An 11,966-nucleotide genomic window follows, 5' to 3' on the forward strand; every position below is an offset into this window, starting at 1 on the left:
CGGGTGCGGCGGGCAACGTGACTTCCTTTGTGTCATTTAGCCTCTGCGAGAGTTGATCGGTGTCAATTGGGGCTTAGTCGAGGCCGTGCCGGAGGCTCGCCGCGGCAGCGAATGGTCCGATCACGAGGCTGACGAGCGAGAGCGCGCACAGGATCGAAAACGGGGTTCCGAACGACAATGGCCCGGTAATCGCGGCTTGCGAAGCGGAGACGCCGAAGATCAGCACCGGGATCGACAGTGGCAGCACCAGCACCGCCAGCAGCAGTCCGCCGCGATGCAATGTCACGGCGAGCGCCGCGCCAATCATGCCGGTAAAGGTCAATGCCGGGGTTCCCGCCAAAAGCGTCAGCGCGACGGCTGAGGTCGCTGTCGCATCGAGATTCAGCAACAGGCCGAGCACCGGGGTGGCGACGATCAGCGGCAATCCCGCGGCCAGCCAGTGCGCCAGCGCCTTTGCGGCGCAGGTCAGTTCGAGCGGCGTCCGGCTCATCACGATCAGGTCGAGCGAGCCGTCGTCATGGTCGGCCATGAACAGCCGGTCGAGGGTGAGCAGGCTGGCGAGCAGCGCGCCGAGCCAGAGAATCGCAGGCCCGAGCCGTGTCAGCAGCGCGAGGTCGGGCCCGACCGCGAACGGCATCAGCACCACCACGGTGAGGAAAAACAGCACGCCGATCAGCGCCCCGCCGCCCACCCGCAGCGCGATCCTGATGTCCCGTCGAATCAGGGCGGCCAGCACGGTCATGACGCGCCTCCGATCCGCAGTTCGCGGGCGGCAATTCCCAGCGGTGCATGGGTGGCGGCGATGATCAGGCCGCCGCGGGCGAGATGGTCCGCCATCAGGGCGGCGAACATGGCCTGCCCGGCGGTATCGAGCGCGTTGGTCGGTTCATCCAGCAGCCAGATCGGCCGCCTGGCGGTGAGCAGCCGGGCGATCGAGAGCCGCCGCCGCTGCCCGGCCGAGAGGAATGCCGCCGGCAGGTGGGCGGCATGATCGAGTCCGACTGCGGCAAGGCTCTCAGCGACGGGGAAGGCCTCGCCGCCGAGGAAATCGCGCCAGAAGGCGAGATTTTCCGCCACGCTGAGGGCAGGTTTCAGCGCGTCGCGGTGGCCGAGATAATGGGCCTGTTCGGGCAGGGTCAGTTCGCCTTCGCCGCCCTCGAGCCCGATCGACCCGCCCGCAGCCGCCAGGAGGCCCGCGATCAGCCGCAACAGCGAGGTTTTGCCGGAGCCGTTGGGGCCGATAATGGCCAGGGCCTCGCCTGCGGACGCCTCGAAATCGAGACCCGAGAACACCTCCCGGCCGCCCCGCACACACCTGACGCCCCGTCCCGAGAGCCGCATTTTGCCCTTTCACAGCCCTTTGGAAACTATCGGTACCGCATCGGAATTTGTGGGTACCGCGATGCTGCAGCACGATTGCCGGTGTGGCGGTGCCCTTGGAAAGATTCTATAAGCCGGAACTTGATGCAGCACACAATCCGCCGCTGCAAGCCATCAGGCCCAGCCTCTCCGACGGTGTTTAAATACCCTTGCCGGGTATAACTGACAATTGGGATTGCCTCACATGACCTCGCTCGACAGCTTCAAATGCCAAAAGACCCTCAAGGTCGGCGCCAAGACCTACGTCTATTACAGCCTGCCCGCCGCCGAGAAGAACGGTCTGAAGGGAATCTCCAAGCTGCCCTATTCCATGAAGGTGCTGCTGGAGAACCTGCTGCGTAACGAAGACGACCGCACGGTCAAGAAGGCCGACATTCAGGCGGTCGCGAAGTGGCTGAAGAAGCGCGCGCTCGAGCATGAAATCGCATTCCGCCCCGCGCGCGTGCTGATGCAGGATTTCACCGGCGTGCCGGCGGTGGTCGATCTCGCCGCGATGCGCAACGCCATGCAGGCGCTCGGCGGCGACGCCGAAAAGATCAATCCGCTGGTGCCGGTCGATCTCGTCATCGACCACTCGGTGATCGTAAACTTCTTCGGCGACAACAAGGCGTTCGGCAAGAACGTGACCGAGGAATACAAGCAGAACCAGGAGCGCTACGAGTTCCTGAAATGGGGCCAGAAGGCGTTTTCGAATTTCTCCGTGGTGCCGCCCGGCACCGGCATCTGCCATCAGGTCAATCTCGAATACCTCGCCCAGACGGTGTGGACCAGGAAGGAGAAGATGACCGTCGGCAAGAAGAAGGGCACCTTCGAGGTCGCCTATCCGGATTCGCTCGTCGGCACCGATTCGCACACCACCATGGTCAACGGCCTCGCCGTGCTCGGCTGGGGCGTCGGCGGTATCGAGGCGGAAGCCTGCATGCTCGGCCAGCCGCTGTCGATGCTGCTGCCGGAAGTGGTCGGCTTCAAGCTCAAGGGTCAGCTCAAGGAAGGCGTTACCGCCACCGACCTGGTGCTGACGGTCACGCAGATGCTGCGCAAGCAGGGCGTGGTCGGAAAGTTCGTCGAATTCTTCGGCCCCGGCCTCGATCATCTCTCGGTCGCGGACAAGGCCACCATCGGCAACATGGCGCCGGAATACGGCGCGACCTGCGGCTTCTTCCCGGTCGACGCCGCGACCATCGATTATCTCAAGACCTCGGGCCGCAAGTCCGACCGCGTTGCGCTGGTGGCGGCTTACGCCAAGGCGCAGGGCCTGTTCCGCACCGCCAAATCGGCGGACCCGGTATTCACCACGACCCTGACGCTCGATCTTGCCGACGTGGTGCCGTCGATGGCCGGTCCGAAGCGTCCCGAGGGCCGCGTCGCGCTGCCCGCGGTCGCCGAAGGATTCGCCGCTGCCATGACCAGCGAATACAAGAAGGCCGCGGATTCTGCGACGCGCTATCCTGTCGAGAACCGCAATTTCGATCTCGGCCATGGCGACGTCGTGATCGCCGCGATCACCTCCTGCACCAACACGTCCAATCCGAGCGTGCTGATCGGCGCCGGCCTCTTGGCGCGCAACGCCGCCGCCAAGGGCCTGAAGGCAAAGCCGTGGGTCAAGACCTCGCTGGCGCCCGGCAGCCAAGTGGTCGCGGAATATCTCTCCAATTCCGGACTGCAGGCCGATCTCGACAAGGTCGGGTTCAACCTGGTCGGCTTCGGCTGCACCACCTGCATCGGCAATTCCGGCCCGCTGCCGGAAGAGATCTCGAAGTCGATCAACGACAACGGCATCGTCGCCGCTGCCGTGCTGTCGGGTAACCGCAACTTCGAAGGCCGCGTCAGTCCGGATGTGCAGGCCAACTATCTGGCCTCGCCGCCGCTGGTCGTCGCTTACGCGCTGGCCGGAACGGTCACCAAGGATCTTGCGGTGGAACCGATCGGCACCGGCAAGGACGGCAAGCCGGTCTACCTGAAGGACATCTGGCCGAGCACCAAGGAGATCAACGCCTACATGAAGAAGTTCGTCACCGCGACGATCTTCAAGAAGCGCTACGCCGACGTGTTCAAGGGCGACACCAACTGGCGCAAGATCAAGACCACCGAGAGCGAGACCTATCGCTGGAACATGAGCTCGACCTATGTGCAGAACCCGCCTTATTTCGAGGGCATGAAGAAGGAGCCGGAGCCGATCGTCGACGTCGTCGATGCGCGGATTCTCGCAATGTTCGGCGACAAGATCACCACCGACCACATCTCGCCGGCCGGCTCGATCAAGCTGACCTCGCCCGCCGGAAAATTCCTCAGCGAGCATCAGGTGCGCCCGGCCGACTTCAACCAGTACGGCACACGGCGCGGCAACCACGAGGTCATGATGCGCGGCACCTTCGCCAACATCCGCATCAAGAACTTCATGCTGAAGGGCGCCGACGGCAATATTCCCGAGGGCGGCCTGACCAGGCACTGGCCCGACGGCGAGCAGATGTCGATCTACGACGCGGCGATGAAGTACCAGGCCGAGCAGGTGCCGCTGGTGGTTTTCGCCGGCGCCGAATACGGCAACGGCTCGTCGCGCGACTGGGCCGCGAAGGGAACGCGGCTGCTCGGCGTCCGCGCCGTGATCTGCCAGAGCTTCGAGCGCATCCACCGCTCCAACCTCGTCGGCATGGGCGTGCTGCCGCTGACCTTCGAGGAGGGTGCGTCGTGGTCGTCGCTCGGATTGAAGGGTGACGAGAAGGTAACGATCCGCGGGTTGCAGGGCGATCTGAAGCCGCGGCAGAAGCTGACGGCGGAGATCGTGTCCGGCGACGGCGCGCTGCAGCGGGTGTCGCTGCTGTGCCGCATCGATACCCTCGACGAACTCGATTATTACCGTAACGGCGGCATCCTGCATTACGTCCTGCGCAAGCTGGCCGCGTAATCGTGATCGGTGGCTCACCTCGAAGTGAGTAGCGAGTGAAGCGAAGGCGGCCTATCAAAGGCCGCCTTCGCGCGTTTAGGCCTTAATTCTTAACGCCGATGCAGGTATTCCTCGGTTTCCCAGAATGACAGTGATGATGGCCTATAATTGCATTTCGCGGTGGTCGAGTGCGCTCGGCGTCTGCGCGATCATCGCGATCATCCGCCCCGCCCATGCCGAGCCGCGCGCGGTGGTGGAGCTGTTCACCTCGCAGGGATGTTCGTCATGTCCGCCGGCCGACAGGATCATCGGCGAACTGGCCAAGGATCCATCCATCATCGCGCTGAGCATGCCGATCGACTACTGGGATTATCTCGGCTGGAAGGACACCTTGGCGGATTCGCGCTTCAGCGCGCGCCAGAAAGCCTATTCGAGGATGCGTGGTGACCGCGACGTCTACACGCCGCAGGTCATCGTCAACGGATCGGTGCATGTGATCGGCAGCGATCGCGGCAAGATCGAAGGTGCGATCGGCGACACCAGCAAGGCCGAGCGCGTGATGTCGGTGCCGGTGTCGATGACGCTGGCCGGCAAGCAGATTACCGTTTCGGTCGCGGACTCGAACAAGGGCCCCGCGGCCGCGCATGGCGAAGTCTGGATCTGCTCGGTCTCAAAAGCGGTGCCGATTGCGATCGGGCGCGGCGAGAATCGCGGCCAGAAGGTCACCTACTACAATGTGGTGCGCAACCTGCTGAAAGTGGGCGACTGGAACGGCTCGTCCGGCAGCTGGACCGTGCCGCTGGAAAACATTTCCCGCGAAGGCGTCGATGCCGCGGTGGTCTATCTCCAGGACGGCAGCCGCGACAAGCCCGGGCTGATGCTCGGCGCGGCCTACACGCCGCTGCACTGAACTCTCCCTACCCGTCATTCCGGGGCGCGCATCAGCGCGAACCTCAGATGTGCAATTGCACATCGGGGAATCTCGCGCGAATGACTTCCGGATTCCTTCGCTCGTTTTCACTCGCGCCCCGGAGTGACGCCGCTTCCTGAAGAGACAACATCCCCCAAAAAGAAAAAGGACCAACTTTCGCTGGTCCAGTATGGGGATAAACTATCCTGCGAACTGGCCCGATCCCGACGACCCCGGGGGGCTGGGGGCTGAGGAATCCGGAACCGAAAGGACCGGGCCGACGCAGTGATTCTTTCTCGCAATCCAGCGGGGCGGTCGCTGGGCGGAAGTAGGGCGGCATTATGATTCCGCTAACGATCCCGTGACGGCCGATTCCGGGCCGGAAAAGGTTCCGTTGCGCGCGAATCCCGGCGGCGCCGCCATCGCCTCTTGCAGCCGCCCGCAGTTGGCGCGATCATGTCGGCCGGATGACAGGAGGCGCTCCCATGAGTTCAATATCGGAGGAAGCCGACCCAAGCGAAATTCGCGCAGCGGCGCGCGGTGCCGCTGCGAGCCCGTTGCCGGGCCTGGTGACGTTCAATCGTGTGGAACTCAACCGTATCCTGAATCTGTACGGGCGCATGGTCGCCGACGGCGAATGGCGCGACTACGCTATCGACTTTCTCAAAGACCGTGCGGTGTTCTCGGTGTTCCGCCGCGCTTCGGAAGTGCCGATCTATCGCATCGAAAAAGATCCGCGGCTGGCGCGCAAGCAGGGGATCTACAGCGTGATCTCGGCTGGCGGGCTGATCCTGCGCCGCGGCCACGAACTCGACCGCGTGCTGCTGGTGATCGACCGCAAGCTGGCGGTAGTGTGACGTTCAGATCGATCCTGTAGTCTGTAGACCGGATGTAGCGAAGCGAAATCCGGGGCAGAGGTCGCATTGGTCCCGGATTACGCCCATCGGGTTACTTTGCATGGGGTTGTTTTCGCGATTTTTTGACTAGGTCCTGCGGTTGCATCGCCAAAGGGCCGGGTCCGGGACACGGCTTATCCCGCGGGCAGCGTCTTGCCGCCGTCGCCGAGGGCGCGCTGCATCATCACGGTGTCGAGCCAGCGGCCGAATTTGAAGCCGACATCGGGATGGGTTCCGATCATCTGGAATCCGCACTTGGCATGCACGCCGATCGATCCGGCGTTGGCGGAATCGCCGATCACCGCGATCATCTGCCGGTAGCCGCGGGCCTCGCATTCGGCGATCAGCCGCTGCAGCAATTTCAGGCCGACCCCGCGCCGATGGATCGCGGGCTGCAGATAGACCGAATTCTCCACCGTGAAGCGGTAGGCCGGCCGCGGCCGGTAGGCGCCGGCATAGGCGTATCCGACCACCCGGCCCTCGAGGGCGGCGACGAAATAGGGAAAGCCGCCCTCCGTCAGCACGTTGAAGCGCCGCGTCATCTCGTCGAGGTCAGGCGGGATCAGCTCGAAGGTCGCGGTGCCGTAGCGGACCGCGTGCTCGTAGATTTCGGTGATGGCGGGGAGGTCGGCCGTGGCGGTGGGCCGGATTTCGAGAGTCTGCATGGCCGGAGATTATTTTTGCCTGCCGCAAAAGAAAAGCCCCGGCCGCAGGGCCGGGGCTCGAATTCGTCCGCTCAGGCCGGCGGTCAGTCGCGCTGGCCGAGCAGCTGCAGCAGCAGCGTGAACAGGTTGATGAAGTTCAGGTAGAGCGACAGTGCGCCGGTAATCGCCGCACGCTCCGCCACTTCACCGCCCTGCGAGGCATAGCCGTAGATGTAGTCGTTCTTCAGCCGCTGGGTATCCCAGGCGGTGAGGCCCGCGAACACCAGCACGCCGACCACCGACACCACGAACTGCAGCATCGAGCTGGCGAGGAACAGGTTGACCAGGCTCGCGATGATGATGCCGAACAGGCCCATGATCAGGAACGAGCCCATGCCGGTCATGTCACGTTTGGTGGTGTAGCCGTAGAGGCTCAGCGCGCCGAAGGTGGCCGCGGTGATGAAGAACACCCGCACGATCGAGGTGTGGGTATACACCAGGAAGATCGACGACAGCGAAATGCCCATCAGCGCCGAGAACACCCAGAATAGCATCTGGGCGGTCGCGGGCCGCAACCGTTCGATGCCGGCCGAGATCGCGAACACCATGGCGAGCGGCGCCAGGATGAACAGCCATTTCAGCGGGCTGACATACATCGCGTAGCCGAACGGCGTCAGGAAGGCGTTGCCGAACTTGGCCGCGGCGCCTGCCTGGTCGGTTGTCACCGCCGCCATGTAGACGCCGAGCGCGGCCAGGCCGGTAATGGCCAGCCCGATACTCATGTAGTTGTAGATGCGCAGCATGTAGGAGCGCAGACCGGCGTCGACGGTCGCAGCGTCAATGCGCCCGGCGGCCCGGCCGAAAGGAGAAGCGTAGTTGCGGTCTAGGTCCGACATGGTCGAATTCCCGTTGGTTGGCCCGGCGGAACGCAAAGGGTTTGCGGCGCCGGTTCGAAACTATCCCAGATAGCGCGGCTCGCTGACATTAATTTCATGTCATCGAGCCTGCGTCTGGCTCAGGCTGGTATGTGGGAAACTAACACATTCATCGCAAGCTTCGATGCGCGGCTGAATGTCGCTCCGCGGTACTAATTCGGCCAAATTGCCCGTTAACCCTGCGGCCAGTCGCCGCTGCAAATTGTCATAAATTCCGCAGCACGGTGGCCGGCTTCTGATTCAGGGCCAGCAGGGTGCCGGCGAGCCCCAGTCCCACCGTCACCACCAGCGCCGCCGCCACCACGCCCGCGGCGCTGCCGGCCTGCCAGATGAAGCTCAGCGTCATCAGCCGGGTGACGATCAGCCAGGCCGCAATGGAACCGGCGATCACCCCGAAAACGGCGGTCGCCAGCCCGATCAGCAGATATTCCAGCGCGTAGGCGCCGAGCAGCCGCACCCTTGTGGCGCCCAGGGTCTTGAGAATGACGGCGTCGTAGACCCGGTGGCGATGGCCGGCGGCGAGCGCGCCGCCCAGCACCAGAATGGCCGAGATCAGCGTCACCGCGCTGGCGCCGCGGATCGCCAGCACCAGGTTGGTCACGACCGTGCCGATGGTCTCCAGCGCCTCGCGGACCCGCACGCTCGTCACCATCGGGAAGGCGTCGGCCACCGATTTGATGATCCTGGCGTCGCCGGCCGAGTCCGGGTGGGTCTCGGTCAGGGTCGCGACATGGGTATGGGGCGCGCCCCTGAAGGCGTTGGGTGAGAACACCAGCACGAAATTGATGCCGAGGCCCTGCCAGTCGATGGTGCGCATATTGCCGATCCTGGCCGGGATGTCGCGGCCAAGCACGTTGACGACGATCTCGTCGCCGATCTTGAGCTTGAGCCCGTCGGCGATCTTTTTCTCGATCGAGACCAGCGGCGGCCCGTTATAATCGGCGCCCCACCATGCGCCCTCGACCACCTTGGAGCCCTTGGGGAGTTCGCCGGTATAGGTCAGGCCGCGGTCGCTCTGCAGCACCCATTCGGTGTCGCTCGAGGGCTTGAGGTCTTCCGCCTTGACGCCGCGGGCGGCGACGATGCGGCCGCGCAGCATCGGCACGTCCTCGACGGTGGATTGCGGCGCGGTCTCTTTCAGGAATGCGCCGAAGCGGTCGGCCTCGTTGGTCGGAATATCGATGAAATAGAACGACGGCGCGCGCTCGGGCAGCGCGGCCAGGAATTGCCGCCGCAAATTGCCGTCGATCTGGGTGATGGTGACCAGCACCGCCAGGCCCAGCCCGAGCGACATCACCACCGACGGCGTCAGCGCGCCGGGCCGGTAGATGTTCGCGATCGCCAGCCGCAGCATGGTGATGCGGCTGCGCGGCAGGCGGCGGGCCAGCGCCATCAATCCGGCGGCGATGCCGCGCAGCAGCGCGAACACCAGGACCGAGGAAGCGACGAACACGGTGGCGACGCGCTTGTCGTAAGCGAGCCCGATCGCCACCCCGACCAGCAGCGCGATCACCACCGCCATCAGCGCCAGATAGCGCCAGCGCGGGCGATGCCACTCGCTGGTGACCGCCTCGCGGAACAGCGCCGCGACAGGCACGTCATGGACCCGGCCGAGTGGCCACAGCCCGAAGGCGAGCGCGGTCAAGAGCCCATAGACGAGTGACAGCGCCAGTTCATCCGGATGCAGCGCCGGCACCACCGGCAGCGGCAGAAGCTTGCCTAACATGCCGACGATGACGAACGGCAGCGCCGCGCCGGCGGCGAGGCCGATCGCCGAGCCGATGGTGGCGAGCACGACCACCTGCGTCAGATAGATGGTGAAGACGTCGCGGCCGGTGGCGCCCAGCGCCTTGAACGCGGCGATGACGTCGCGCCTACGATCGATATGGCTCTTGACGGCGTTGGCGACGCCGACGCCGCCAACCAGCAGGGCGGCCAGGCCGACCAGCGTCAAAAACTGGGTGAAGCGGTTGATGGTGCGCTCGAGCTGCGGCGAGGCGTTGCCGCGGCTGCGAATCTCCCAGCCGGCCTCCGGCAGGGTGCTTCGCGCATCGTTGGCGAGCGCGGTCGCGGCGCGATCGTCCGCGGCGTTGTCCGGCAGCCTGACCCGGTAGATCCAGCGCACCAGGCTGCCAGGCTGCAGCAATTCGGTCGCGCGCAGGCCGGCTTCGCTGACCAGGAAGCGCGGGCCGAGGCCGACGCCGCCGGCGAGCTTGTCGGGTTCCGCGCCGACCACGCTGCGGATCTGGAAGGTCGCGCTGCCGATGCCGATGCGGTCGCCGACCTTGAGGTCGAGCCGCGCCAGCAAGGTCGAATCGGCGGCTGCGCCGAATGCGCCGTCACGCTCTGCAAGCAAATCCGCCACCGGCATTTTGGGATCGAGCGTCAGTTCGCCGAGCATCGGGTAATTGCGGTCCACCGCCTTCATCTCGACCAGGGCGAGGCGGCCGTCGCCGCTGCGCGCCATGCCGCGCAATGTCGCCGCGACGGATACTTCGCCGCGCGAGCGCAGAAATGCGACTTCCTCCGGCTTGGCTTCGCGCTGGATCAGGGAGAAAGCGACATCGCCGCCGAGCAGCGTGCGGCCTTCGCGCGCCAGTCCCTCGCCGAGGCTCGCCGCGACCGAGCCGACGCCTGCAATCGCCATCACGCCGAGCGCGATGCAGGCGATGAAAACGTAGAAGCCGCGCAGGCCGCTGCGCAGTTCGCGGAGCGCGTAGCGCAGCGCCAGCGATGCGGCGCGGCTGCCGGAGGCGGGTTCGGCGGCCATGCTCATGAAGCGGCTTCGCGATCCGCTGGCTGGGCTTCGATGCGGCCCGAACGCAGCCGCACCACGCGGTCGCAGCGATGTGCCAGCGAGGTGTCGTGGGTGACCAGCACCAGCGTCATGCCGCGCTCGGCATGTTTGGTGAAAAGGAGATCGACGATCTGCCTGCCGGTGGTCTCATCGAGATTGCCGGTGGGCTCGTCCGCCACCAGGATCGCGGGGTCCGGCGCCAGCGCGCGGGCGAGCGCCACGCGCTGCTGTTCGCCGCCGGACAATTGCGTGGGATAATGATGCAGCCGGTCGCCGAGGCCGACCGACGCCAGCTCCTCGGCCGCGCGCCGCGCCGCATCGGGGTTGCCGGCGAGTTCCAGCGGCACCGCGACATTTTCCAGCGCCGTCATGGTCGGGATCAGATGAAACGACTGGAACACGATGCCGACATGGCGGCCGCGAAAGCGGGCCAGCGCGTCCTCGTCGAGGGCATTGAACGGGGTGCCGTTGACCACCACCTTTCCGCTGTCAGGACGCTCCAATCCCGCCATCACCATCAGCAGGGTGGATTTTCCCGAGCCTGACGGTCCGATCAGGCCGATTGCTTCACCCGGCGCCACGCGCAGGCTGATATCCTTCAGGATATGGACGCGGGCCGCGCCGGCGCCGAGCGAGAGATTGACGTCCGAGATGGCAATGGTGTCCGGCTCAAGGCCGGCCAGTGAAGAGGATTCGATGAGACTGTCCATGGTCCGGTCATATGGCACTTCCTTGAGCGAGGTCGAGGGGGCGGCGCGGATGTTCGTGCACATGCTCGTGTTGGGCCTGGTCCTGCTGGTGCCCGGAACGGCCCTGGCCCAGACCACCGCGACCCGGGAGAGCAGGCCGGTCAAGATGGTCGTATTGGGCGATTCGCTGAGCGCCGGCCTTGGCCTGTCGGCCTCTGCCGCATTCCCGGGCCGCTTGCAAAAAGCTCTGGAGTCCAAGGGGATAGCGGTCGACATGATCAATGCCGGGGTGTCCGGCGACACCAGTTCGGGGGGCCGCGACCGGCTCGACTGGTCGGTGCCGCAGGGAACCGATGCCGTGATCGTCGAGCTCGGCGCCAACGACGCCCTGCGCGGTACCGACCCCAGGATCACCCGATCGGCGCTTTCGGATATTCTGACCCGCCTGAAGGCGCGCAAGATCGCGGTCCTGTTGTGCGGGATGGTTGCGCCGCCGAATTACGGGGCCGACTATTCGGCCCGCTTCAACGCGATCTATCCCGATATCGCCAGGGAATTCGGCGTGCCGCTTTATCCGTTCTTTCTGGAGGGCGTTGCCGCTGACGCGAGACTCAACCAGGCCGATGGGCTGCATCCGACCGCGGAGGGGATCGATGTCATCGTCAAGAACATCCTGCCTACGGTGGAGGCATTTCTCGGTGCGGTCTCCGGGCAACGCAGTTGAAAAACAGGCAGCGATAACCCTTGAGCACCGTGTTTTCCCGGATGCGTGCGCCGGATGCTTCGCAGAGTCACATAAGTCGGGTAGAAATTAGTAATCGGTGATTCGTC

General features: G+C 65.0%; 10 protein-coding genes. 4 read left to right on the forward strand and 6 right to left on the reverse strand.

All coding sequences use genetic code 11. From position 1 onward, the window contains the following. Nucleotides 1–73 precede the first annotated feature (73 nt). Nucleotides 74–742 (reverse strand): heme exporter protein CcmB, encoded by a 669-nt coding sequence (gene ccmB / locus KMZ29_RS01920; protein WP_215622236.1) that lies wholly within the window; start codon nucleotides 740–742, stop codon nucleotides 74–76. Further along, nucleotides 739–1,341 (reverse strand): heme ABC exporter ATP-binding protein CcmA, encoded by a 603-nt coding sequence (gene ccmA, locus KMZ29_RS01925; protein ID WP_215622237.1) that lies wholly within the window; start codon nucleotides 1,339–1,341, stop codon nucleotides 739–741. The genes ccmB and ccmA overlap by 4 nt, the downstream gene beginning before the upstream one ends. Before the next feature lie 223 nt (nucleotides 1,342–1,564). On the opposite strand from ccmA, the gene acnA reads away from it, so the two are divergent. The 3 genes from acnA (at nucleotide 1,565) to KMZ29_RS01940 (ending at nucleotide 6,031) form a co-directional block, all read left to right on the forward strand. Next, nucleotides 1,565–4,285: an aconitate hydratase AcnA gene (gene acnA, locus KMZ29_RS01930; protein WP_215622238.1), complete on the forward strand. Its 2,721-nt coding sequence runs from the start codon at nucleotides 1,565–1,567 to the stop codon at nucleotides 4,283–4,285. Nucleotides 4,286–4,409: 124 nt separating this feature from the next. Then, entirely contained in the window at nucleotides 4,410–5,174 is a 765-nt protein-coding gene (locus KMZ29_RS01935) for a DUF1223 domain-containing protein (RefSeq protein WP_215622239.1), read from the forward strand. Between the two features lie 485 nt (nucleotides 5,175–5,659). Next, nucleotides 5,660–6,031 carry a DUF2794 domain-containing protein gene (locus KMZ29_RS01940; RefSeq protein ID WP_215622240.1) on the forward strand — a complete coding sequence of 124 codons (372 nt, stop codon included), beginning with the start codon at nucleotides 5,660–5,662 and terminating at the stop codon, nucleotides 6,029–6,031. A 173-nt stretch (nucleotides 6,032–6,204) separates the two neighbouring features. Here KMZ29_RS01940 and KMZ29_RS01945 read toward each other — a convergent pair whose 3' ends face one another. The 4 genes from KMZ29_RS01945 to KMZ29_RS01960 all read right to left on the reverse strand — a co-directional run bounded on the left by KMZ29_RS01945 (nucleotide 6,205) and on the right by KMZ29_RS01960 (nucleotide 11,156). After that, nucleotides 6,205–6,735: a GNAT family N-acetyltransferase gene (locus tag KMZ29_RS01945; protein WP_215622241.1), complete on the reverse strand. Its 531-nt coding sequence runs from the start codon at nucleotides 6,733–6,735 to the stop codon at nucleotides 6,205–6,207. Between the two features lie 83 nt (nucleotides 6,736–6,818). Beyond that, nucleotides 6,819–7,610 (reverse strand): Bax inhibitor-1/YccA family protein, encoded by a 792-nt coding sequence (locus KMZ29_RS01950; protein WP_215622242.1) that lies wholly within the window; start codon nucleotides 7,608–7,610, stop codon nucleotides 6,819–6,821. Between the two features lie 244 nt (nucleotides 7,611–7,854). Further along, nucleotides 7,855–10,425, reverse strand: a complete 2,571-nt coding sequence (locus KMZ29_RS01955; RefSeq protein WP_215622243.1) for an ABC transporter permease — start codon at nucleotides 10,423–10,425, stop codon at nucleotides 7,855–7,857. Next, nucleotides 10,422–11,156, reverse strand: a complete 735-nt coding sequence (locus KMZ29_RS01960; protein WP_215622244.1) for an ABC transporter ATP-binding protein — start codon at nucleotides 11,154–11,156, stop codon at nucleotides 10,422–10,424. Before KMZ29_RS01960 ends, KMZ29_RS01955 begins: the two co-directional genes overlap by 4 nt. Between KMZ29_RS01960 and KMZ29_RS01965 the strand changes: the two genes are divergently transcribed. Beyond that, complete coding sequence (locus tag KMZ29_RS01965) at nucleotides 11,155–11,859, forward strand: arylesterase (protein ID WP_249779807.1); 705 nt, start codon at nucleotides 11,155–11,157, stop codon at nucleotides 11,857–11,859. The genes KMZ29_RS01960 and KMZ29_RS01965 overlap by 2 nt on opposite strands. The last annotated feature ends 107 nt before the right edge of the window (nucleotides 11,860–11,966 follow it).

Origin of the sequence: Bradyrhizobium sediminis (assembly GCF_018736085.1) — a bacterium.
In the GTDB taxonomy this organism is placed as follows: Bacteria; Pseudomonadota; Alphaproteobacteria; order Rhizobiales; family Xanthobacteraceae; genus Bradyrhizobium; species Bradyrhizobium sediminis.